Consider the following 23,441-nt stretch of genomic DNA (forward strand, 5'->3'; position numbering starts at 1 on the left):
CTACGGAGGCTTTTGCGTTCCTTTACTTCTGCAAGCCCGTTTTCGTTTGCCTGTAGCAACCAACGGCTTCTATGGTTGCCCTAAGCAACAACATAGGCATCAGTGCGTTGGGGGGTCCCGGTGGCCGCACGGAGTCGGTACGAGGAACTGGCCCGGCAGCTCAGCGCCGTCGGCGCCGTCAAGCGGGGGCTCGCCCGCGCACTGCCCCCCGAGTGTCCCGGTGGCTCCGCCGCCGTGCTGACGCTCCTGGACCGGCACGGCGAGATGCGGATCAGCAGACTCGCCGAGCTGATGGCCGTGGACCTCTCGGTGACCAGTCGCCACGTGGCCCATGTGGCCGAGCACGGCTGGATCGAACGGTCCCCTGACCCGGCGGACAAGCGGTCCCGCATCCTGCGGCTGACCCCCGGCGGCCACGCGCAGCTCGACGAGCTGACGCGGCGGACCACCGAGATGTTCGCCCGCAATCTCGCCGACTGGTCCGACGAGGACGTCGGCCGGCTCAACGCGCTGCTGTCCCGGCTGCGCGACAGCTTCGCCTGTCGCGGACCCGGTGGCTGCGCCCCCGGAAGCCACTCCGGCGAGTGCCGGAACGGGCTCGGCGACGACGCGTACACCCGTACACCTGTGTAACAGAAGCAAATACGCACGGATAAGGAACTCAATGGCTACGACCACACCGACCGGTGTGCGGGGCGGCCACGCCAAGCACGGAGGTCATGGAGGCCACAGCGGCTCCGGCGCCTCCGACGGCACGCCGATGACACACCGGCAGATCATGGAGGCGCTGACCGGGCTGCTGCTCGGCATGTTCGTCGCGATCCTGTCGTCGACGGTCGTCTCCAACGCCCTCCCCGAGATCATCTCCGACCTCGGCGGCGGGCAGAGCGCCTACACCTGGGTCGTCACGGCCTCGCTGCTGGCCATGACCGCCACCACCCCGCTCTGGGGCAAGCTCTCGGACCTGTTCAGCAAGAAGCTGCTGGTCCAGATAGCCCTGATCATCTACGTCCTGGGATCGGTCGTCGCCGGTCTGTCGACCAGCAGCGGCATGCTCATCGCCTGCCGCGTCGTCCAGGGCATCGGCGTCGGCGGTCTCTCCGCCCTCGCGCAGATCGTGATGGCCGCGATGATCGCCCCGCGCGAGCGCGGCCGCTACAGCGGCTACCTCGGCGCGGTCTTCGCCGTCGCCACCGTCGGTGGCCCGCTGCTCGGCGGTGTCATCACCGACACCAGCTGGATGGGCTGGCGCTGGTGCTTCTACGTCGGTGTGCCGTTCGCGATCATCGCCCTCATCGTGCTCCAGAAGACCCTGAAGCTTCCGGTCGTCAAGCGCGAGGGCGTCAAGGTCGACTGGTCCGGCGCGTTCTTCATCAGCGCCGCCGTCTCGCTGCTGCTGGTCTGGGTGACCTTCGCGGGTGACAAGTACGACTGGCTGTCGTGGCAGACGTACGTGATGGTCGCGGGCTCGGTCCTGCTCGGCCTGGTCTTCGTCCTCATCGAGTCGCGGGCCAAGGAACCGATCATTCCGCTGCGCCTCTTCCGCAACCGCACCATCACGCTGGCGTCGATCGCCTCGCTGTTCGTCGGTATCGCGATGTTCGCGGGCACGGTCTTCTTCAGCCAGTACTTCCAGCTCGCGCGCGGCAAGTCGCCGACGATGTCCGGCGTCATGACCATCCCGATGATCGCGGGCCTCTTCCTCTCCTCGACCGTCTCCGGGCAGGTCATCACCAAGACGGGCCGCTGGAAGGCGTGGCTGGTCAGCGGCGGCTTCCTGGTCACGGCCGGGCTCGGGCTGCTGGGCACGATCCGGTACGACACCCCGTACTGGCACGTCGCGATCTTCATGTTCGTCATGGGCCTCGGCATCGGCATGATGATGCAGAACCTGGTCCTCGCGACGCAGAACCAGGTGGCTCCCGAGGACCTCGGTTCCGCGAGCTCCGTCGTCACCTTCTTCCGGTCCCTCGGCGGTGCGGTCGGCGTCTCGGCGCTCGGTGCCGTCCTGGGCAACCGCGTCACCCACTACGTGAAGGACGGCCTCGCCGCGCTCGGCCCCGAGGGCGCCGCCTTCGGTCACGGCGGTACGGGCGGCGGGGGCATCCCCGACCTGAGCAAGCTGCCCGAGCCCTTCCGTACGGTCGTGGAGGCCGCGTACGGGCACGGCGTCGGCGACGTCTTCCTCTACGCCGCCCCGTGCGCGCTGGTCGCCTTCATCGTGACGCTCTTCATCAAGGAGGTCGCCCTGAAGACCAGCGCCGGGAACGACACCCCGCGGAGCGACGCCCCGCAGGATGACAGCCCGCAGACGGGGACCGCCCCGGTGGAGGCCGGGGTTCCGGCCGCCGTCGGTGCCGTCAGCGCCGCCGGGCTCGTCTCCGAGGGTGCGGCCGGGGTCACCTCGGTCGACACGGCACAGGACGCCTACGACACCGCCGGCTCCCCGGAGTCCTTCCAGGGCACGCCCGTACAGGGCGTCGTGCGCGGCGCCGAAGGGGCTCCGGTCGCCCGTGCGGCCGTCACCCTGATCTCGCTGGGCGGCCGTCAACTGGGGCGTTCCGTCGCCCGTGCCGACGGCGGCTACACCCTGGACGCGCCGGGCTCCGGCAGCTACGTCCTGATCGCCTCCGCCGACGGCTTCCAGCCGCAGGCGTCCACGGTGGTCGTCGGCGAGGAGCCGCTGGCCTTCGACATCCTGCTCTCCGGTACGAGCGGACTGGCCGGAACCGTACGGGCCGCCGAGTCCGGTGCTCCGGTGGACGGCGCGATGGTCATCGTGACCGACGTACGCGGCGACGTCCTGGCGACCGGCGCGTCCGGCCCGACCGGTGAGTTCGCGTTCGGCGAGCTGATCCCGGGCTCCGTGACCGTCGCGGTCAACGCGGCCGGGTTCCGCCCGCTGGCGCTGCCGGTGGAGATCGGCGGCCAGGGCGTCACCCGCGTCGAGGCCGCACTGCGGGCCGGTGCGCTGGTGCGGGGCACCGTGCGGGCCGGGTCCGCCCGGGGGCCGCTGGCCGACGCCCGGGTCACGCTGATCGACGCGGCGGGCAACGTGGTCGCCACCGCGACGACCGGCGAGGACGGCGCGTACGCCTTCACCGACCTGGACGCGGGCGAGTACACGGTCATCGCGACCGGCTACCCGCCGGTGGCGGGCGCGGTGACGGTGAGCGGTACGGGGATCGACGGGCACGACATCGAACTCGCCCACCCGGGTGAGTGACCGGTCCCGCAGTGACAGCCCGCTGCGAAATTGATCCCTTCAGTACGTTCTCGCGTGCACCTATAGGGACGCGCGTGAACAAGTGAGTACGTGAAGGGATCGCAAAGCCTCCTGGTCGGACGGCACTTCTTGCGGAGAGGCTGTCGCGACCAGGTGGAAATGGGCCCCGGCGGTGGGTACGGCAGGCAGGGGACGGCCTGCCGTGCCCGCCCCGGGGCCCGACTCATGTGGCCCCGGGCCATGGAGCTAGGAGAGAGATACGGATGGGACTTCGCGCACAGGTACGGACGCGGGACGGCTGGGCGGTCCAGCACGCCGTCGTGACGGTCACCGACATGACCGGCACCCAGGTGCTGCGGGCCGCGGCCGACGAGGAAGGAGCCGTCCGCACGGACGGTTCCCTGCCGGCCGGCGCGTACACGGTGATCGTCACGGCGGTCGGGTACGCCCCCGCCGCCTCCACCGCCCTCGTCACGGCGAGCGGCCGCATCGAGGGCGGGCAGATCGTGCTGGCCCGCCAGGGCGGGGTGGAGCTTCCGCCACCGGGCGCCTGGTCGCTGGACCCGGTGCACTCCTCGGTCGGCGCGGTCGCCCAGCACCTGGGGATCTCCAGCGTGCGCGGCCGGTTCACCGACTTCGGCGGGCGGATCGAGGTCGGTGAGGACGTCTCCCGCTCCCGGGTCGACGCGGTGATCGCCGCGGCCAGCATCGACACCGGCAACGGCATGCGGGACAAGCACCTGCGCTCGCCCGACTTCCTGGACGTGGACCGCTACCCGGAGATCACCTACCGCTCCACCGGCCTCGCCCCGGCCGGCCCCGACCGCTGGACCGTCCACGGCGAGCTGACCATGCACGGCGTCTCCCGCCCGGTCGACCTGGACCTGACCTACCTCGGCACCGGCCCCGACCCGTGGGGCGGGGTGCGCGCCGCCTTCAACGCCACGGCCGAGCTGCGCCGCGACGACTTCGCGATGAACTACAACCAGGTCGTCCAGGCGGGCATCTCCGCCATCGGGACCACCCTGCGCGTGGAGCTGGACATCCAGGCGGTCCAGGGCGACGCGCTGCCCGGATAGCGGTCCCTGGGAGCGGCCCCGGGGAGCGTGGTTCGCTGCGGCGGTCGCGCGTACGACCGGTCGTAAGGTGGTCGCCATGGCTCCCAACATCGCGACCAACACCACCGTGGACCTCGACGAGTTGCTGGCGTTCGTACGGCCCCGGCACCGGGCGATCCTGCTGACCGCCCGGGCCGACGGCCGCCCCCAGGGCTCCCCGCTGACCTGCGGCGTCGACGACGCGGGCCGGATCGTCATGTCGACGTACCCGGAGCGCGCGAAGACCCGCAACGCCAAGCGCGACGAGCGGGTCAGCGTGATCGTCCTCTCCGACGCGTGGGACGGGCCGTGGGTGCAGGTCGACGGCGTGGCGGAGGTCCTCGATACCCCGGAGTCGGTCGAACCGCTCGTCGAATACTTCCGGAACATCTCCGGTGAGCACCCGGACTGGGACGAGTACCGGGCCGCCATGGTGAAGCAGGGCAAGTCGATCATCCGGGTCACCCCGGAGCGCTGGGGGCCGATCGCGACCGGCGGCTTCCCGGCCCATCTGGCGCCGGGACAGTGACAGGCGCGGTGCCGGGGGCGGGTGGGGTGCCCGGGGCCGGTGCGGCGCCCGGGGCCGGTGGGGCTCCTGGGGCTCCTGGGGCTCCTGGGGCTCCTGGGGCTCCTGCAATGGTGCCCGGGCCGGAGCTTCTCGCGCGGGCGCGGCTGCTCGTCGCGCCCGAGCTGAGCGCCTCTCTCGTACGGGAGTTGGAGCGGATCGCCGGGCGCGGTGCCGAGCCCCTGGGGGACGGACCGCCGGCCGAGGGACCGCTCCTCTGCGTGGGGGCCGCGCTGCCCGCCGCGCTGCGTACCGACCGGCTGCTCTGGTTCCACAGCGTCAACGCCGGTACCGATCCACTGCTCGCCGCCGGTCCCTGGCCCGCCGACGCGCTGCTGACCCGGACCGTCGGGCGGATGGGCGAGCGGATCGCGCAGTACGTCCTCGGCTGGGTGCTCGCCGAGTGCCAGGCCGTCCCGGAGTACGCCGCCCAGCACGCCCGGGCCGAGTGGCGCCGCCTCCCCACCGAGCTGGTCGCCGGGCAGACCGCCCTCGTCTACGGCACCGGGCGCATCGGCGGGGCCGTCGCCGGGCTGCTGCGCGGCTGTGGCGTGCGGACGGTGGGCGTGGGGCGCACCGCGCGGACCGGGCCGCCTCCGCCGGGCTTCGACCGGGTGATCGGGGCCGGGGAGGACGCGGAGGCCGAGGAGCTGGCGGGGGCCAGGTGGGTGGTGGCCGCGCTGCCGTCGACCGGGGCGACGGAGGGGTTCTTCGGGGCGGGGCGGTTCGCGGCGGTGCGGGGCGCGACGTTCGTCAACGTGGGGCGGGGCGCGACCGTGGACCTGGGGGCGCTGGAGGGCGCGCTGCGGGGCGGTGGGGTGCGGCGCGCGGTGCTGGACGTGCTGGCGGAGGAGCCGGCCGCGCCCGGCGACCCGGTCTGGCGGCTGCCCCGTACGGTGATCACCTCGCACTCCGCGGGGATCACCGCCGACGAGGACGTGGCCGTGGACTTCGCCGCCTGCTGGGAGGCCGTACGGGAGGGGCGGCGGCCGGAGCCGGCGGTGGATGTGGGGCGCGGTTACTGAGCGGCGGTCGGCGAGGAGCCCGTACGCTCGCACATCGTCTCGATGCCCGCGATCAGCAGGTCCAGCGCGAAGACGAAGTCCCGCTCGCGCATCTCCTCGACCGTGTCGCCGCCCCGGGCCGCCATCAGCTCGTCGGACGACTCGACGATCGCCCGCAGGTGGGGCTGGGCCCGGATCGTGCCCATCGCGTGCCGGTGGTACGCGTCCTGGGTGAGCCCGGTCGCGTCGCACCGCGCCTTGAAGTGGCCCTCCACGGTGCCGAATCCGTACACGAACTGGAAGACCGCCGAGAGCGCGCCCGTCTGCCGCCCCAGGGGCAGGCCGGTGGCCCGGATGACGTCCTGGACGGCGTACGAGAACAGCATCGAGTTCGGGCCGATGTTGAGGAAGGTCCCGGCGAGCGGGGAGACCCAGATGTGGCGGACGATCAGTTCGCGGTAGCTGCGGGCGAGCTCGCGGAGCCGCTCCCGCCAGTCGGCGTCCTCGCGCGGCGGGGTGATCTCCGCGTAGACCGAGTCCAGCGCCAGCTCCAGGAGGTCGTCCTTGGTGTCGACGTACCAGTAGAGGGACATCGCGGTGACGTCCAGTTCGGCGGCGAGCCGGCGCATGGAGAATTTGGCGAGGCCCTCGGCGTCCAGCAGCCGCACCGACGCCTCGGTGATCCTGTTCCGGTCGAGGCCCGCCGGGGACTCGGTCCTGCGGGTGCGTGAAGGGGGCCGCTGGTCGAGCCACACGCTGGTCCGAGCGGGGCTCTCCGCACGGTCGGACGCGGACACCATGGCGCACTCTCCTCGTCTTGCCGGGCCCACCACCGCCTGTGCGGTCCTGCCCTGCCCTGTCCTGTACTGCCCCGCGCCGCTGTGTCCTACCCCGCGCTGCGGAACGGCCGACGTACCGGACGCCTACGGTCCGGTACGCGCGCCCCCTCCGATGCTATGCCGCCGTCTCCGGCTTCCCGGCGCCCGCCTCCGTACGGTCGGCCGGTGCCGCTTCCGTCGGTCCGGCCGGTGCCGCCTCCGTACGGTCGGCCGGTGTCGCCTCCGTACGCTCAGTCACGGCCAACTCCGTACGTTCCGCAGCCGCCGCCTCCGTAGGTTCCGCAGCCGCCTCCGTCCGTTCCGCCCGGCGCAGCAGCAGCGCCGCGAGCAGGCCGCCCGCCAGTACCGCGGCCGCGCCGACCAGCTGGCTGGCCTCCAGGCCCGAAGCGAAGGCGTCCTTGATGACCGCGCGCTCCCCCGGTCCGTCGGCGGCGGCCAGTGCTGCGGGCAGGGACGCGGCCCCGACGGCGGCCGGTACGAGGGCGGCGAAGCGGATGTTGAGGACCGCGCCGAGCACCGCGACCCCGAGCCCGTTGCCGAACTCCGCGAGCGTGCCGTTGACCCCGGCGCCCACCCCGGCCTTGGCGGGCGGGATGGCGCTCATGATGGCGTTGGCCATCGCGGGCATCGCGAGGGAGATCCCCGCGCCCATCACGACCAGGCCGAGCAGCATCCCGGTGTACCCGTCGCGCCCCAGCACCGCGATGGCCGCGAGACCGGCCGCCAGCGCGCTCATCCCCGCCGCGATCGTGGCGGGCGTCCCCATCCTCTGCACGAGCCGGGCGCCCAGCCCCGTCAGGTTGAGGGCGACCACGGTGAGCGCCATCGGCGCCGTACGCAGACCCGCCTCCAGCGGCCCGTACCCGAGAACGAACTGAAGGTGCTGCGTGAGCAGGAAGAGGGAGCCGCCCATGCCGAAGGCAACCAGGATCGCGCCCGCCACCGCACCGATGAACTTCTGGTTCCGGAAGAAGTGCATGTCCAGCATCGGGTGCGGGATGTGCAGCTCCCACAGGACGAACCCGGCGAGCACGGCGACCCCGATGGACGCCGTCAGCAGCACCCGGCCCGACATCCAGCCGTGTTCGGGCCCGGAGATGATCGCGAACACGACCGCGGTCATCCCGATCGTGGAGAGCAGCGCCCCGAGCAGGTCGGGCCGCTCCCCGCGCGGGTTCTTGAACTCGGGTACGAGCCGGACGACGGCGACCAGGCCGATCAGGGCGACCGGGATGTTGATGAGGAAGATCGCGCCCCACCAGAAGTGGTTGAGCACGACCCCGCCGACGAGCGGTCCGGCGGCGAACCCGAGGGAGTTGACGGTCGCCCAGAGGCCGATCGCCTTGACCCGCTCGGAGTCGTCGAAGATCTGGACGACGACGGCGAGGGTGGTGGTGATCAGCAGCGCGCCCCCGATCCCCATCCCGGCCCGGGCCGCGATGAGCTGGCCGGAGGACTGGGCGAGCCCGGCCGCCAGCGAGCCGATGCCGAACAGGGCGAGCCCCACGACCAGCATCTTCTTGCGCCCGTACCGGTCGGCGGAGCTGCCCGCGGTGAGGAGCAGGCCGGACTGGACGAGCGAGTAGGCGTTGATCATCCACTGCACATCGGCGGTGGAGGCGTTCAGCTCCGTGGTGAGGGAGGGGATCGCGACGTTGAGGACGGTGTTGTCCAGCAGCACGGTGAGCTGGGCGAGGCAGATGACGCCGAGGATCAGCCAGCGCTGCGGATGCGCCTGGGGGGCGAGGTCGGGTCGCGGAGCGGCGGGCGCCGTCATGCGGGCTCTCTTCTGGTCTCCGGTGCGGCCGGTGCCTTGACGCCTTCGTGGTGCGGCGGTTCGACCGGCGTGACCGGTTCTACGGTGTATAGGACGTGAGCGTTGTACACCGTAGGACACTCCCTGTACGGCGTACAACTCGGTTTCGCCCACGGCCCGCGCGCCGTCCCCGCTCCGATCGGAGAGAGCCATGTCCCTGCGTCGCCGCATCCGCCTCCCGTACCTCCTCCTCACCACCGCCCTGCTGGGCGCGTTACTCGGATCGCCCCCGGCCGCCGCCGCCTCGACGGCGTCCTCCCGTGCCGTGCCGCTGCGGCTGGCCACGTACAACATCCACGCCGGTGCGGGCATGGACAACGTCTTCGATCTCGACCGGCAGACCGCCGAACTCCGTGCGCTGGGTGCCGATGTGATCGGCCTTCAGGAGGTCGACCGGCACTGGGGCTCCCGCAGCGAATGGCGCGATCTGGCGGGGGAGCTGGCCGAGCGGCTGGGCATGTACGTGTTCTTCGCCCCGATCTACAGCCTGGACCCGGCCGAAGTGGGCGGGCCACGGGCGGAGTACGGGGTGGCGGTGCTGTCCCGGTACCGGATCGTGAGCGCCGAGAACCACGAGATCACCCGCCTCTCGACCCAGGACCCGAACCCGTCCCCCGCCCCGGCTCCGGGATTCGGCGAGGCCGTCGTACGGGTGAAGGGGCGGCCCGTGCACGTGTACGTGACGCACCTGGACTTCCGCCCGGACCCCGCTGTACGCACCGCCCAGGTCGCCGACACCCGGCGGATCATGGCCGAGGACCGGGGCCCGAAGATCCTGCTCGGCGACTTCAACGCGGAACCGGGCGCCCCGGAGCTGGCCCCGCTCTGGGAGGAGCTGACGGACGCCGACCCGGGGGCGCCGACCTTCCCGGCGCAGGACCCGGTCAAGCGGATCGACTACGTGGCGGTGTCGAAGCGGGCGGCCCAGGTGCGGCGGGCGTGGGTGCCGGAGAGCGTCGCCTCGGACCACCGGGCTGTGGTGGCGGATGTGGTGCTGCGGGGCGGTGAGGCCGGGGGAGGTGAGAGGCCTGAGGCAGGTGGGAGGGGTGAGATGGGTGGGATGGGTGAGGTGGGGCGATGAGTCCGGAGAGGGTGCGGAGTCTCTTTTTACCGTCGTGCCGCTTTCTTTCGGTGCCCGGTGACGTCTTACAGTCCGAGCACCGCTCACGGACCGCTGCCCACGGGGGGACGCACCAAGGAGGGCGGACTCATGACCGAGCACGCGGTACCGGAGAGAGGCCGACCATGAGCACCCCGCACGGACTTCAGAAACTGCTGGACGCCCACATCGCCGAGGGGCCGACGCCGGGCGCGGTGGCGCTGGTCGCCCGGGGCGACCGGGTGGAGGTGGCGACGGCCGGCTCGGCCACGCTCGCCGGGACCGGGACCGGGACCGGGACCGAGGCCGAGGCCGAGGGCGGGACCGGGACCGGGGCGGGGACCGAGGGCGCGCTCGGAACCGGAGCCTCCGCCTCGCCCATGCGGCGGGACTCCCTCTTCCGCCTCGCCTCGATCACCAAGCCGATCGTCGCCGCGGCCGCCATGACCCTCGTCGAGGACGGGCTGATCGCGCCCGCCGACCCGGTCGCCGCCTGGCTGCCCGAACTGTCCTCGCCGCTCGTCGTCCGGACCCCGCAGAGCCCGGTCGACGACGTGGTGTCGGCGGTCCGCCCGATCACCCTCCTGGACCTGCTGACCTTCCGGGCCGGGTACGGCTTCCCGTCCGACTTCTCGCTCCCGGCCCTCGCCCCGCTGCTCGCCGAGCTGAAACAGGGCCCTCCGCAGCCGCAGGCCGTGCCCGAGCCCGACGCCTGGATGGCCGCGCTCTCCCGGATCCCGCTGCTCCACCAGCCGGGCGAGGGCTGGCTCTACAACACGTGCTCCGACATCCTCGGCGTCCTGATCGCCCGGGTCGCCGACCGCCCGCTGCCCGTGTACCTGGCGGAGCGGCTGTTCGAGCCCCTGGGGATGACGGACACCGGGTTCGCCGTGGCGCCCGGCGCGCTGGACCGGTTCACCGGCTACTACCGGGCCGGGGAGGACGGCGGGAGCGGGCCCGAGCTGGTCGACGCCCCCGACGGCCGGTGGAGCACGCCGCCCGCCTTCCCCTCCGGCGCCGGCGGCCTGGTCTCGACCGTCGACGACTGGTACGCCTTCGGCCGGATGCTGCTCGCCGAAGGCCTGGCGGACGACGGGCGGCGGGTGCTGGCCGGAGAGTCGGTGCGGCAGATGATCACCGACCAGCTGACCCCGGAGCAGCGCGCGGCGAGCGGGCTGTTCACGGAGGGCCAGGGCTGGGGGTTCGGCGGCTCGGTGGACGTCGAGATCACGGCCCCGTGGAACGTGCCGGGCCGCTACGGCTGGGTCGGCGGCACCGGCACCACGGCCCACGTCATCCCGGCCACGGGCACGGTCGCGGTCCTGCTCACGCAGATGGAGCTGGCCGGACCGACCGCGCCCCAGGTGATGCGGGACTTCTGGACGTACGCGGCCGGGTTCTGACCCGGCCCCGGCCGCGTACGCCCCTGTCCTCAACCCTCGACTCTCAACTGGCGGGCTGCGTCAGGTCGTAGAAGGTGGCGCTGCCGACGGTGACCTCGGTGAAGTTCTCCGTCACCCAGGAGGAGATCTGGGACGAGGTCCCGTTGCCTCCTCCCATTCCGCCGCCGCCCATGCCGCCGCCCGTTCCGCTTGAGATGAAGTAGTGGATCTTCCCTTCCTCCACGTACTTCTTGAACTGGGCGAGCGTCGGGGAGGGGTCGCTGCCGTTGAACCCGCCGATGGCCATCACCGGGTCGCCGGTGGCGAGCTGGTAGCTGGCCGCGTTCTGGGCGCCGACGGCCGCTGCGGTCCAGGTGTAGGCGTCGGCGTCCTTCTCCAGGAGCGCCTTCGCCTCGGTGGAGACGGACGCGCCGTTGAGGAGCCCGCCCATACCGCCGCCTCCGCCGCCCCTCATACCTTCGCCGAAGCCGGTTCCGGTTCCGGTGCCGGGCGCGGTTCCTCCGGGGGCGGTTCCTCCAGGCGCGGTAGGCATCCCGCCGGGCGCGTTACCCGCCTGACCACCCGGGGCCTGACCTTGGGCCTGCCCCTGACCGGGGACCTGCCCGCCAGGCGGCTGCATCCCCCCGCGCTGCCCACCGCCGTCACCGCCGCCAGGGCCACCGGGACCGCCCCGGCCCCCGCCCCCAGGACCGCCCATGCCGCCACCCGAAGGCCCGGCGGTCACGATCGACCCCTGGTGCCCGGAGTTCAGGGTGTTGAGGGTGTACGCCGTCGGGCCCGTCAGCGAGGCCGCGAAGCTCAGCCCGACCACCGCGAGGGCCAGCCCCCGCCCGCCGAACCGCCCCACGACCAGCAGCCCGGCCGCCCCCACGAGCCCGCCCACGAGCACTGCCCACCGCAGCCACGGCAGGTACTCCGGGGTCCGGCCGAGCAGGACGTACGCCCAGATCACCGTCGTGGCGACGGTCCCCGCGAGCACCGCCCTCGGCCACCAGGCACCCCGCTCCTCCCACAGCACCGCCACCCCCATGGCGACGAGCGCCGCGATGTACGGGGCGAGGGCCACCGTGTAGTACTGGTGGAAGATCCCCGCCATGAAGCTGAACACCGCAGCCGTCATGACCAGCGCCCCGCCCCACGCCAGGAACGCGGCCCGCGCGGAATCGGTCCGGGCGGCCTTCCGGGTCAGCCAGAGACCGGCCAGCAGCAGGATCAGCGCGGCGGGCAGCAGCCAGGCGATCTGGCCGCCGATCTCGGAGTTGAACATCCGCCCGATGCCGGTCTCACCCCAGCCACCGCCACCGCCCCCACGGCCGCCGCCCCCACCGCCGACGCTCCCGGTCTCCTCACCGTTGATCCGGCCGAGCCCGTTGTAGCCGAAGGTCAGCTCCAGGAACGAGTTGTTCTGCGAGCCGCCGACGTACGGCCGCGACGACGCGGGCATCAGCTCCACGATCGCCACCCACCAGCCACCGGCGACGACCATCGTCAGGGCGGAGAGGGCGAGTTGGCCGAGCCGCTTCCGTACGGGAACGGGCGCGCACACCGCGTACAGCACGGCCAGCGGCGGCAGGATCAGGAACGCCTGCAAGGTCTTCGTCAGGAACGCGAACCCGACCGCGACCCCCGCCCACAGCAGCCACTTCGTCCGCCCCTGCTCCAGCGCCCGCAGCACGCACCACACGGTGACGGTCATCAGCAGGGCGAGCAGCGCATCGGGGTTGTTGAAGCGGAACATCAGCGCGGCGACCGGTGTCAGCGCGAACACGCCGACCGCGATCAGCCCGGCGACCGGCCCGAACCGACGGCGTACGGCGGTGTTCAGTACGGCGGCCGTGGCCACGCCCATCAGCACCTGCGGGGCCAGGATCGCCCAGGAGTTGAGCCCGAAGAGCCGTACGGAGAGAGCCATCGGCCAGAGCGCGGCCGGGGGCTTGTCGACGGTGATGGCGTTGGCGGAGTCCAGCGAGCCGAAGAAGAGCGCCTTCCAGCTCTGGCTGCCCGCCTGGACGGCGGCGGAGTAGAAGGAGTTGGCGTAACCGGAGGCGCTGAGGTTGTAGAAGTACGCGAGCCCGACGGCCAGGAGGAGCCCGTACAGCGCGGGGCGTGCCCAGCGGGGGCCGCCGGCGCATTCGGGCGGCGCGGGCACCGGGATCGGAGGTGCGGGGGCGGCGGTCGCGGTCATCGGACGTCCTCGGAATAGGAATCGGAAACGGGGTCGGGGCCAGGGTGGGAGCCGGCGCGGGCCGGGAAGACCCAGGCGCGCAGGAGCAGGAAGCGCAGCACGGTGGCCGCGAGGTTGGCGGTGATCAGGACGGCCAGCTCCGTGCCGTGCGAGGGCGAGCCGGTGGCCGCGCCGAGCGCCGCGAGCGAACCGCTGGTGAGGGCGAGGCCGATGGCGAAGACCACGAGGCCCTGGGCCTGATGGCGTACGGCGCCGCCCCGGCCGCGTACGCCGAAGGTGAGCCTCCGGTTGGCGGCGGTGTTGGCGACGGCGGAGACGAGGAGCGCGCCGCCATTGGCGAGCTGCGGGCCGACGCCGAGCCGGAAGAGGGAGTACAGGGCCAGGTAGAAGAGGGTGGAGAGGACCCCCACCACGCAGAACCCGACCAACTGCCGGGCCAGTCCGCGCGGCACGCCGGTCAGCGCCCGGTCGCGCGGGTCGTCGCCGAAGGGCCGGGCCAGCCGGTCCAGCGGCAGCGCGCCCACGGCGAGCGCCCGCCCCACCCGCCACACGCCTTTCAGGTCCTCGGTGGCCGTGCGCACGATGTGCACGGTCGAGTCGGGGTCGTCGATCCAGTCGACGGGCACCTCGTGGATGCGCAGCCCGGCGCGCTCGGCGAGGACCAGCAGCTCGGTGTCGAAGAACCAGCCGCTGTCCTCCACCATCGGCAGCAGCCGCTCGGCCACCTCGCTCCGGATCGCCTTGAACCCGCACTGGGCGTCGCTGAATCCGGCGGCGAGGGAGGAGCGCAGGATGAGGTTGTAGGCGCGCGAGATGAACTCCCGCTTCGACCCGCGTACCACCCGCGCACTCCGGGCGAGCCGCGAGCCGATGGCCAGGTCGGAGTGGCCGGAGATCAGCGGGGCGACCAGCGGGAGGAGCGCGTTGAGGTCGGTGGAGAGGTCGACGTCCATGTAGGCGAGGACAGGCGCGTCGGAGTCGGTCCAGACCGTACGCAGCGCCCGGCCGCGCCCCTTCTCCTCCAGCCGTACGTACCGCACCCCGCGCAGCTCCGCCGCGAGCCGGGCCGCGACGGCGGGCGTGGCGTCGGTGCTGGCGTTGTCGGCGACGGTGATGCGGAAGGGGTACGGGAAGGTCCGCGACAGGTGGTCGTGGAGGCGCAGGACGCAGGGGCGGAGGTCCTTCTCCTCGTTGTAGACGGGGACGACGACGTCGAGGACGGGGGCGGCGGAGGGGGCCGCCGCCTGGCCGGCCGGGAGGTGCTCCCTGACCGGCAGGCGGCCGGTGTCCCTGCCCGTCCTGTTGCTGTCCCTGCCCGTTCCGCTGCTGCGGCCGTTGGCGCCGGGGCCGCTCCGGAGGCTGTCGGTGGTGGTCATGGCACCGACGTTCGCCAACCGCGCTGTCACACCGGTGTGGTGAGCCTGTCCCTGCCCTGTGAGTGCGTGTACGGGGCTGCTTCGGCGGAAGAGTTCTCGTACGGGGCGTCCGGGGCTGCTTCGGCGGGAGAGTCCTCGTCCGGGGCGTACGAGGCGTCCGGGGCGTCCGGGGCGTCCGGGGCCGCTTCCGCGGGCAGCTCGACCGCGAAGACCGTCCGGCCGGGCGCCGAGTCCACCCGTACGCGCCCGCCGTGCGCGGAGACGACGGCCTGCACGATGGCGAGACCGAGGCCGGTGGAGCCGGTGGCCGTCTCCGTGCCGGCCCCGCGTGAGCGGGAGGCGTCCCCGCGCGCGAACCGCTCGAAGACGTGCGGCAGCAGCTCGGCCGGGATGCCCGGCCCGTCGTCCCGCACCTCCAGCGTGACCGGGTCTCCGGCGCGTACGGACGGCTGGACGGAGACGGTGACGGTCGTCCCCGGCGGGGTGTGCGTACGGGCGTTGGCCAGCAGGTTGACGAGCACCTGCTGGAGCCGGGCGGGATCGGCGCGTACGGTCACGGGTTCACCGGGCAGCTCCAGCCGCCAGCGGTGGAGGGCGTCGGCCTCGGCCTCCGTAGCGTCGGCGTCGGCGGCCCGGGCATCGCTGACCGCGTCCACGACCAACGGCAGGAGATCGGTGCTCTCGTACGAGAGCGGGCGTCCGGCATCGAGGCGGGCGAGCAGCAGCAGGTCCTCCACCAGCCCGGTCATCCGGTCCGCCTCCGACTCGATCCGCCCCAGCGCGTGCCGGGTGACGGGATCGGACGCCGACGCGTCGTACCCCGTCGCCCGCCCCGTCGCGCGCCGGGTCAGCTCGGCGTACCCGCGGATCGAGGCCAGCGGGGTGCGCAGCTCATGGCTGGCGTCGGCGACGAACTGCCGTACCCGCGTCTCGCTCTCCTGCCGGGCGGCCAGCGCCGAACCGACGTGCCCCAGCATCCGGTTGAGCGCCGCGCCGACCTGCCCGACCTCGGTACGGGGGTCGGCCTCGGCGTCCGGCACGCGTTCGAGGGGCGCCACCTCACCGCTGTGCAGGGGGAGTTCGGCGACCCGGGTGGCGGTGGCGGCGACCCGGCGCAGCGGGCGCAGGGCGACGCCGACGAGGACGGTGCCCGCGAGGGAGGCGGCGATGAGCCCGGCGGCGGTGACGCAGACCTCGACGACGATCAGGGTGGTGAGGGCGCCGCTCACCTCGGCGGTGGGGATGCCGACGAGGACGGTGTGGCCCTCGGTGGTGGTGGCGGCCTCCACGCGGTAGCCGCCGAGCCCCGGCAGATCGATGCTCCGGGCATCCTCGCCGGTGGCCGGAGCGTCGGCCTCCAGGGCCCGCTGCTGGGCCTCGGTCAGCGGCTTCGCGCTCTCCTGGGAGCGCAGCCCGCTGTCCTCGACGACCTTCGACGCGGTGATGTCCCCGTCGGCGTCGACGAGGGCCCCGAACGTGCCGAGCGGCTGCCCGCCCCCGCCGACGAAGCCGAGCGGACCGGCGTCCCGCACGGCCTCGGGCACCGGCCCGGGACCCGGGGGCCGCTCCGCGCGTACGGCGACGGAGCGGAGCTGGTCGTCGAGTTTGCCGTACATGTAGCTGTGGAAGGCGATCGCGGTGACGGACCCGATGACGGCCGCGACGACGGCGATGAGGGAGACGGCGGACACCACGAGCCGGGTCCGCAGGGTCCACGGCCGCCGCAGCAGCCCCGCGCCTCGCGGGCGCCTACTCACCGGGCTTGATCAGATAGCCCGCCCCGCGCCGGGTGTGGATCATCGGCGTCCGCCCGGCGTCGATCTTCTTGCGGAGGTAGGAGATGTAGAGCTCCACGACGTTGGCCTGGCCGCCGAAGTCGTAGTTCCAGACCCGGTCCAGGATCTGCGCCTTGCTGAGCACCCGGCGCGGGTTGCGCATCAGGAAGCGCAGCAGCTCGAACTCGGTGGCGGTCAGGTGGATCGCGTCCCCGCCCCGGCTGACCTCATGGCTGTCCTCGTCCAGCACCAGGTCCCCGACGGTGAGCGTGGACTGGCTCCGCTCGGCGGCGAGCGCGGTACCGGAGCGGCGGATCAGCCCGCGCAGCCGGGCCACGACCTCCTCCAGGCTGAACGGCTTGGTCACGTAGTCGTCGCCGCCCGCCGTGAGCCCGGCGATCCGGTCCTCCACGGCGTCGCGGGCGGTCAGGAAGAGGACGGGCACGTCGGAGTGGTCGCGCCGGAGCCGGCCCAGCACGGCGAGGCCGTCCATGTCCGGGAGCATCACGTCCAGGACCACCGCGTCCGGCCGGAATTCACGGGCCGCGCGCACGGCCCCGGCCCCGTCACCGGCGCTGCGCACCTCCCAGCCCTCGTACCGCAGGGCCATCGAGAGCAGCTCGGCGAGCGGAGCCTCGTCGTCCACGACCAGGACGCGCACGGGCGTACGGTCCGGCCTGAGCAGTTCGGTACGCCCCTGGGGCGCGGTCGTCGTCGTCATGGGCACCAGCCTGTGAGACGCCCGTGAGAGAAGCCTGACCCGTTTCTGTGAATTGCCTGAGAAAGCGCGGGCAGGCCCTTCAGGAACCGGCCCCGAACAACGCCTCCGCGTTCCGGTAACAGACGGCCCGCAGCCACTCGTCCCCCAGCCCCAGCCGCTCCAGCACCTCCAGCTGGTGGATGTACGGGTACGGAATGTTCGGGAAGTCCGTCCCCAGCAGGATCCGGTCCCCGAGATCGGCGAGCCGCCCGCGCTGGCCGGCCGGGAACGGCGTGAACCCCTCGCTGAAGTCGGTGAACGCCATCGTCGTGTCCAGCCGCACCTCCGGATACACGGCGGCCAGCGCCAGGAACTCCGCGTACTCCGGCATCCCCATGTGCGCCACGATCAGCCGCAGCCGGGGATGGCGCGCGAGAAGCCGCCCGATGGGCTCGGGCCCGGTGAACCTCCCCGGGGCTGGCCCTGACCCGCAGTGCATGACGACGGGCACCCCGGCCTCGGCGAGCAACCCCCAAGTCCCTTCCAGCAGCGGGTCATTGGCGTCGTACGCGCCGACCTGGAGGTGCGATTTGAAGACCCGCGCCCCGTTCTCGACGGCCTCCTTCACGTACAACTCCACGCCCTCCTCGGGGAAGAGGGTCGCGGTGTGCAGGCAGTCGGGCACCCGGGCGGCGAACCCGGCGGCCCAGTCGTTGAGCCAGCGGGCCATGCCGGGCTTGTGCGGATAGAGCATGGAGGTGAAGCGGCGAACGCCGAACGACCGCAGTACGGACAGCCGTTGCTCTTCCTCGTACCGGTAGGTGATCGGCCACTCCAGCCCGGTGAGCGGTCCGGTGGAGTCGAAGTAGGACCACACCTTGCGCAGGACCTGCTCGGGCATGAAGTGGGTGTGTACGTCGATGAGCCCCGGCAGCCCGAGCCGCTCCCAGAACCGCACGACGTCATGGCTCTCGGCGTTCTCGGCACTCTCGGCTTCCACGCGCGGGCTCCTCGCAGAATGGATCAGTACAGGCTCAGAACAACCCACCCTGCACGCCGCCGCCCCCGATGTCGATGAGGGGGACACGCACATCGTCCGCCGCGGCCGGATCCACGGCGGCCAGCTCCCACCCGGTGATCAGCCGCGTGTCCAGCACGACCACGCCACCGCCACCGCCCACGGCAAGGTGGAGATCGGGCCCGGCGGCAGCCACCAACCGCCCGGCCACCACGCCGCCGTCAACGAGCTCACTCACCGACCGCGTAGCAACGGCCGACCGGTCCAGCCCGAAGATCCGTACGTGATCGACGACTTCAAGAGGCAAAGGCTCCAACGACTCGGGCCACCCACGCCCTTGAAGCGCGGCGGCCCGCCCGTACAACTCCACCACCTCTGCCAACCGCTCCTTCTCTCCAGGCAGTCGGCCGCGCACGCCCCGCTTCTTGGCGTACGGGATCCGGTCCGGCACCCCGAGGGCGGCCCGCAGCACCTCTTCGGTCCGCCGGGCGGCCATCAGAGGCCCACGCCCCAGCCAGGTGAAGGCCACCGCCCCCTGCTCCCGCAGCCGTGCGGCGTCCCGCTCCTCGCGGGTGATCCCGACCTTGACCATGCCGGGCCCGAACCAGGCGAGATAGACGCGGTACGTCCTCGGGTCGTCCAGCAACGTATCGGCGGCCACCGAGTGGGCCCGGTCCAGCCGCGCACACTCCGGGCACCGGGCCCCGGTACTGCGCACGGACACCACGGCCCCCAGAGGACACACGTTCCCCCGGGCCCCCACGCAGTGCCGCTCACCCACCGCGCGGAACCCGAGCCCGCCGCCGTACGAGAGAACGCTCACCCGCCGCTCGGAGCCTTTGCTCCACCCCAGCTGCGGCACATCCCCCGGCCACGCGACCCCGGTACACCGCCACCCCAAGGCCACCCGCACTCCGCTCTCTCCACCGCGCCCCGACGACGCCGCCGCTCACCTCTCCGCGAAGGCTAACGGGCGCCGGGAGCGACCCCTTCCGCACCGCCCACGGGACCACCGGCCTGCCCGATGACCGGGCCGGTGACCGATGCCGCCCCGGGTCAGTGCCCCGGGGCGGTTCCCGGCCCGGCCGGTGGCCCCATCACCGGCCCGGCCGCCGACCCGGCCTCCGGCCCGCCCGCCAGGCCGCCGCCGACGCCCTCGATCCGCTGCCGCATCCCAGCCATGCGGCGGACGAAGCGCCGGTTGAACCAGACCATCCACCCCAGGAACGCCGCACCGAACCCGACCCCCCACAGGCCCGCCGCCACTTTCCCCGCGGCGAACCAGAGCATCGGCGTCCCAAAAAGAACCAGCCCCAGCAGCGGGAAGGCCCACCACGAGTGACGCCGCAGCTTCTCCTCCCGGCGCCGGATCAGCCGGACCATGGCGACCTGTTCGGCGGGGTCCTGGGGCAGTTCGCCGTTCTTCGCGATCTGCCGCTCCAGCTCCGGCACGCGCGCGGCGTCGGTGCCCACCGCCCGGGCATCACGACGCCGGCGCCGCATGACGTACCAGGTCATGAACCCGGCATAGACGAACCCGCCGACCAGAATCCCGGGCCACCCCGACCACCCGTCGAAGGCCAGCCGGATACCGACCCACACCACCAGCACCAGCAGCGCCACCGCCCACCACCGGTCCTGCCACCGCTGCACCTGGCCGTGCCCTTGCGACCCCATCGGTAACCTCCGCGCCGGGCGCGCCCATCACGCCCCGTGCATTTCCGGCTACCCCGGCGCCGGGCACTGATGCGGCGGGCGAGGCACGTCCGGGCAGCCTCAACGGGGGTCAGGCTCGCAGGCGATCCCGTCACCGTCCTGGTCGATATGGCCCCCGTACCCGGGTTGCCACGGGTACAGAGGCGCAGCTCCGGCATCCCGGGCCGCATCGCAGTTCTCGTAGGACGGAGACGGCGACACCCCCGGCTCGTCGCTTGGCGTAACCCCGCCCTCCGCTCCCGTCACCTCACGCACATCGGCCGCCGTGATCACACCGGAGCGAACGGTATAAATCCCCTCGAAGACCTTCAGACTGCCGTCGGTCTGGAGCGCCTCCAACTCCGCCCGGACCGTGTTCCCTTCGACGCCGAGGATCCGGACGGTGTCCCGCTCCGTCCCGGCAAGCCCGTCGACGAAGGCCCGGTAGTCACCGGCGAGGTTCTTGCCGCCCAGCTCCCAAGCCGCCCGGTGGTCCTGGTCGTTGATGGCGTCGAAGTAGGCGATCACGGTCGCCTCGGCACTCAGGGAACTCGACGCGGAGGGCGCCGGAGGCGGCGCGCTCCTCTCAGGAGGCGCCTTCCTCTGCGGGGAGGCGGTGACGGTACTGGTCACCGTGGCGGTCACCTCGGCGGGAGCCGAGGAGCGCGGGCGTAGGATCCGGCCCATGGCTCTGACGCGGACCCAGATGGACCGGTTCGAGGCCTCCATGCCCCGTCTGGAGGCCATCGCCTACCGCCTGCTCGGCTCGGCGAGCGATGCCGAGGACGCCGTGCAGGACACGTTCCTGCGGTGGCAGGCGGCCGACATCGATCGCATCGAGGTCCCCGAGGCCTGGCTGACGAAGGTCCTCACCAACGTCTGCCTCAACCAGCTCACCTCGGCCCGCGCCCGCCGCGAGTCGTACGTGGGCCAGTGGCTGCCCGAGCCGCTGCTCGCCGGGGACCCGATGCTGGGCCCCGCCGACACCGCCGAGCAACGCGAGTCCGTCTCGTACGCCGTCCTCGTCCTCATGGAGCGCCTGACGCCCAACGAGCGGGTGGTGTACGTGCTGCGGGAGGCGTTCGACTACCCGCACCGGAGGATCGCGGAGATCCTCGACATCACCGAGGCCTCCTGCCAGCAGATCTTCCACCGCGCCAAGAAGCACATGGCGGAGGGCAAGGCCCGTACCGAGATCGACGAGGCCGCCGCCCGGCGGATCGTCGAGGAGTTCCTCACCGCCGCCACCAGCGGGCAGACCGAGCCGCTCGTAAGGCTCCTCACCAGGGACGTCGTCGCGGTCGGCGACGGCGGCGGGAAGGTACCGGCCCGCACCAAGGCGCTCCAGGGCGCCGTCGCGGTCGCGCGGTTCATGCGGGGCCTGTTCAAGCCCGGCCAGGCCAAGCGCGATCTCGTCGGCGGCTCCCCCGAGATCCACCTCACCACCGCCAACGGCGCCCCCGCCATCCTGGTCGTCCTCGACGGCCGGGTCATCGGCGTCCTGTGCGTGGAGGTCACCCCGGAGGGCATCGCCGGCCTCCGCAGCCAGGCCAACCCCGACAAGCTCGAACGCGCGACCCGGCGGTGGGCGGCCACCGACCACGGAGAGCCGCTGCTCCACGCCTTCTGACCACTCTGTGACACAGGTCACATCCCCCACCTGTCAGGAATCAGCGGGCTGCCCGGTTCAAGGGGCAAAACCGCGCGAGACAGGGAGTCGGGCCATGCAGACCACGCGGGCCACACAGGCCACACAGCACCGCATCATCGTCATCGGAGCCGGATACGCCGGAGCGATCGCCGCCGGCCGCCTCGCCAGGCGGCTGCGCAGCGAGGATGTCGCCATCACCCTCGTCAACCCCGAGCCGGACTTCGTCGAGCGGGTCAGGATGCACCAGCTGGCGGTCGGCCAGGAGCTCAGGGCCCGCCCTTTCAGCGAGATGTTCGCCGGTACGGGCGTCCGGCTGAGGCTCGCGAAGGTCACGGCGGTCGACGTGGACGCCAGGACGGTCACCGTCAAGGACTGGCACAAGGACGAGACCGGGTCCGGAAACGAGACCGGGAACGGGCCGACCGGGGACGGGACCGAGGAACTCCCCTACGACACCCTCGTGTACGCCCTCGGCAGCGCCTGGAACACCCAAGGCGTCCCCGGCACCGCCGAACAGGCCCACGACATCGCCGCCCGCCCCGGAGCACTCCGGCTCCGCGAGCGCCTCGCCGCCCTCGGCGCCGGACAGCCCGTGGTCGTCGTCGGCGGCGGCCTCACCGGCCTGGAGGCGGCAACCGAGATAGCCGAGGCCCGCCCGGACCTCGACGTGGCCCTCATCGCCCGCGCCGCACTGGGCGACTGGCTCTCCCCCAAGGGCCGCAGCCACCTGCGGAAGGTCTGCGCCAGGCTCAACATCACCGTCCACGAACACACGACGGTCACCGCCGTAGGCCCCGACCACGTCACGACGACGCCCTCCACCGACAGGCCCGGCCACGTCACCACCGCGTCCGCCACCATCCCGGCCGCGGCCACCGTGTGGACGACAGGCTTCGCGGTCCACCCGATCGCGCAGGCAACCACGCTGAAGACCGACGCCACGGGCCGGATCGAGGTCGACGGCACGATGCGCTCGCTCTCCCACCCGGACGTGTACGCGATCGGCGACACGGCCCTGGTGACGGGCCCCGGCGACAAGCCGCTACGCATGTCCTGCGCCTCGGCCGTCCCCACCGCCTGGCAGGCCGCCGACTCCATCGCGTCCCGCCTCACCGGCACCAAGGCCAAGACCGCGCCGCTGCGCTACTTCAACCAGTGCATCTCCCTGGGCCGCAAGGACGGCCTGATCCAGTACGTCACCGCCGACGACCAGACCCGCCCCGCAGCCCTCACCGGCCGAACCGCCGCCCTCTACAAGGAACTGGTCTGCAAGGGCGCAGCCTGGGGCGTCACCAACCCGACCCTGGGCCTGCCGACTCGGCGACGCGGCGTCACACAGGAGCCGACCCCCTTGCCGCACCACACCACCGCGAACGCCCGATAACGCGAGAGGCCCCCAGGATTTCTCCTGGGGGCCTCCCACCTGCTGTGCACTCGGCAGGATTCGAACCTGCAACCTTCTGATCCGTAGTCAGATGCTCTATCCGTTAAGCTACGAGTGCTTGGCGTTCCGGGCTTTTCTGCCTGGTCGGCGTTGCGGGAACAACATTACATGACCTGCGCCGTGACGCGAAATCCATTGCCCGCACCGCCTCTGACCTGCGGAAACACTCTTCCGGGGCCGATCTGGGTCACCCCCTTGACCACGCCGTACGGGTGACACGGACGGCGGCCCGCCCGGAACGGCCGAAGCCCCGTGCCAGGGGCACGGGACTTCGGGGTGGAGCGGAGGCGGAGGGATTTGAACCCTCGATGGGCTTTAAGACCCAAACCGCATTAGCAGTGCGGCGCCATAGACCGGACTAGGCGACGCCTCCTCCACACACCTCGCGCGGACGCGAGTGGTGCGTGCAGATGATGACACAGTCGAACGTCGTGCCACCAATCGCCGCTCACGTTACTAGCCATGCGGGGGCCAGGGCAAAGCACTTCGGCGTGGTGGCGCAACGTCCGGGCGGGAGAGGCGTTAGAGAGGCGTGGGGGCTTCGGCCT

The 23,441-nt window shown here is 72.4% G+C and carries 19 protein-coding genes and 2 tRNA genes; 9 read left to right on the forward strand and 12 right to left on the reverse strand.

The window, feature by feature from the left end:
• Positions 1–120: 120 nt before the first annotated feature.
• The 5 genes from GTY67_RS16000 to GTY67_RS16020 all read left to right on the forward strand — a co-directional run bounded on the left by GTY67_RS16000 (position 121) and on the right by GTY67_RS16020 (position 5,913).
• Positions 121–633 carry a MarR family transcriptional regulator gene (locus GTY67_RS16000; RefSeq protein WP_093686304.1) on the forward strand — a complete coding sequence of 171 codons (513 nt, stop codon included), beginning with the start codon at positions 121–123 and terminating at the stop codon, positions 631–633.
• Positions 634–664: 31 nt separating this feature from the next.
• Complete coding sequence (locus tag GTY67_RS16005; RefSeq protein WP_161279138.1) at positions 665–3,226, forward strand: MFS transporter; 2,562 nt, start codon at positions 665–667, stop codon at positions 3,224–3,226.
• 263 nt (positions 3,227–3,489) lie between these two features.
• Positions 3,490–4,305 (forward strand): YceI family protein, encoded by an 816-nt coding sequence (locus GTY67_RS16010; protein ID WP_093686306.1) that lies wholly within the window; start codon positions 3,490–3,492, stop codon positions 4,303–4,305.
• A gap of 76 nt (positions 4,306–4,381) precedes the next feature.
• On the forward strand, positions 4,382–4,852 hold the full coding sequence (locus GTY67_RS16015; protein ID WP_161279139.1) for a PPOX class F420-dependent oxidoreductase: 471 nt from the start codon (positions 4,382–4,384) through the stop codon (positions 4,850–4,852).
• 107 nt (positions 4,853–4,959) lie between these two features.
• A complete protein-coding gene (locus GTY67_RS16020) occupies positions 4,960–5,913 on the forward strand; it encodes an NAD(P)-dependent oxidoreductase (protein WP_161279140.1) in 954 nt (317 codons plus the stop codon).
• Here the strand turns inward: GTY67_RS16020 and GTY67_RS16025 are convergent.
• Entirely contained in the window at positions 5,907–6,692 is a 786-nt protein-coding gene (locus GTY67_RS16025; RefSeq protein ID WP_093686309.1) for a TetR/AcrR family transcriptional regulator, read from the reverse strand. The two genes, GTY67_RS16020 and GTY67_RS16025, sit on opposite strands and share 7 nt — an antisense overlap.
• A 154-nt stretch (positions 6,693–6,846) precedes the next feature.
• A complete protein-coding gene (locus GTY67_RS16030; RefSeq protein ID WP_093686310.1) occupies positions 6,847–8,508 on the reverse strand; it encodes an MFS transporter in 1,662 nt (553 codons plus the stop codon).
• A 190-nt stretch (positions 8,509–8,698) separates the two neighbouring features.
• Between GTY67_RS16030 and GTY67_RS16035 the strand changes: the two genes are divergently transcribed.
• Positions 8,699–9,628 (forward strand): endonuclease/exonuclease/phosphatase family protein, encoded by a 930-nt coding sequence (locus GTY67_RS16035; RefSeq protein WP_237502626.1) that lies wholly within the window; start codon positions 8,699–8,701, stop codon positions 9,626–9,628.
• 164 nt (positions 9,629–9,792) lie between these two features.
• On the forward strand, positions 9,793–11,049 hold the full coding sequence (locus GTY67_RS16040) for a serine hydrolase domain-containing protein (protein WP_161279141.1): 1,257 nt from the start codon (positions 9,793–9,795) through the stop codon (positions 11,047–11,049).
• 43 nt (positions 11,050–11,092) lie between these two features.
• Here GTY67_RS16040 and GTY67_RS16045 read toward each other — a convergent pair whose 3' ends face one another.
• The 8 genes from GTY67_RS16045 to GTY67_RS16080 all read right to left on the reverse strand — a co-directional run bounded on the left by GTY67_RS16045 (position 11,093) and on the right by GTY67_RS16080 (position 20,431).
• Positions 11,093–13,234, reverse strand: coding sequence for a glycosyltransferase family 39 protein (locus tag GTY67_RS16045; protein WP_202461460.1), 2,142 nt, complete (start codon positions 13,232–13,234; stop codon positions 11,093–11,095).
• The gene (locus GTY67_RS16050) at positions 13,231–14,610 is read right to left on the reverse strand and encodes a bifunctional glycosyltransferase family 2/GtrA family protein (RefSeq protein WP_161279142.1); all 1,380 of its coding nucleotides are present in this window, start codon (positions 14,608–14,610) and stop codon (positions 13,231–13,233) included. Before GTY67_RS16050 ends, GTY67_RS16045 begins: the two co-directional genes overlap by 4 nt.
• 26 nt (positions 14,611–14,636) lie before the next feature.
• Positions 14,637–16,340 carry a HAMP domain-containing sensor histidine kinase gene (locus tag GTY67_RS16055; RefSeq protein ID WP_202462064.1) on the reverse strand — a complete coding sequence of 568 codons (1,704 nt, stop codon included), beginning with the start codon at positions 16,338–16,340 and terminating at the stop codon, positions 14,637–14,639.
• 19 nt (positions 16,341–16,359) lie between these two features.
• On the reverse strand, positions 16,360–17,106 hold the full coding sequence (locus GTY67_RS16060) for a response regulator transcription factor (protein ID WP_093686315.1): 747 nt from the start codon (positions 17,104–17,106) through the stop codon (positions 16,360–16,362).
• 79 nt (positions 17,107–17,185) lie between these two features.
• Positions 17,186–18,085: an amidohydrolase family protein gene (locus GTY67_RS16065; RefSeq protein WP_161279143.1), complete on the reverse strand. Its 900-nt coding sequence runs from the start codon at positions 18,083–18,085 to the stop codon at positions 17,186–17,188.
• A 34-nt stretch (positions 18,086–18,119) separates the two neighbouring features.
• On the reverse strand, positions 18,120–19,010 hold the full coding sequence (locus GTY67_RS16070) for a DUF2797 domain-containing protein (protein WP_161280121.1): 891 nt from the start codon (positions 19,008–19,010) through the stop codon (positions 18,120–18,122).
• 149 nt (positions 19,011–19,159) lie between these two features.
• Positions 19,160–19,780, reverse strand: coding sequence for a hypothetical protein (locus GTY67_RS16075; RefSeq protein ID WP_237502627.1), 621 nt, complete (start codon positions 19,778–19,780; stop codon positions 19,160–19,162).
• A gap of 99 nt (positions 19,781–19,879) precedes the next feature.
• Positions 19,880–20,431 carry an excalibur calcium-binding domain-containing protein gene (locus tag GTY67_RS16080; RefSeq protein ID WP_343238693.1) on the reverse strand — a complete coding sequence of 184 codons (552 nt, stop codon included), beginning with the start codon at positions 20,429–20,431 and terminating at the stop codon, positions 19,880–19,882.
• A 52-nt stretch (positions 20,432–20,483) separates the two neighbouring features.
• Between GTY67_RS16080 and GTY67_RS16085 the strand changes: the two genes are divergently transcribed.
• Both GTY67_RS16085 and GTY67_RS16090 read left to right on the forward strand, forming a co-directional pair.
• The gene (locus GTY67_RS16085) at positions 20,484–21,428 is read left to right on the forward strand and encodes an RNA polymerase sigma-70 factor (RefSeq protein WP_161279145.1); all 945 of its coding nucleotides are present in this window, start codon (positions 20,484–20,486) and stop codon (positions 21,426–21,428) included.
• A gap of 94 nt (positions 21,429–21,522) precedes the next feature.
• Positions 21,523–22,833 carry an FAD-dependent oxidoreductase gene (locus GTY67_RS16090; RefSeq protein WP_161279146.1) on the forward strand — a complete coding sequence of 437 codons (1,311 nt, stop codon included), beginning with the start codon at positions 21,523–21,525 and terminating at the stop codon, positions 22,831–22,833.
• A 45-nt stretch (positions 22,834–22,878) separates the two neighbouring features.
• Here the strand turns inward: GTY67_RS16090 and GTY67_RS16095 are convergent.
• Together GTY67_RS16095 and GTY67_RS16100 are read right to left on the reverse strand one after the other, a co-directional pair.
• Positions 22,879–22,951 (reverse strand) — tRNA-Arg (locus GTY67_RS16095).
• Between the two features lie 224 nt (positions 22,952–23,175).
• Positions 23,176–23,266, reverse strand: a tRNA-Ser gene (locus GTY67_RS16100).
• Positions 23,267–23,441 lie beyond the last annotated feature (175 nt).

Source organism: Streptomyces sp. SID8374, from assembly GCF_009865135.1.
Lineage (GTDB): Bacteria > Actinomycetota > Actinomycetes > Streptomycetales > Streptomycetaceae > Streptomyces.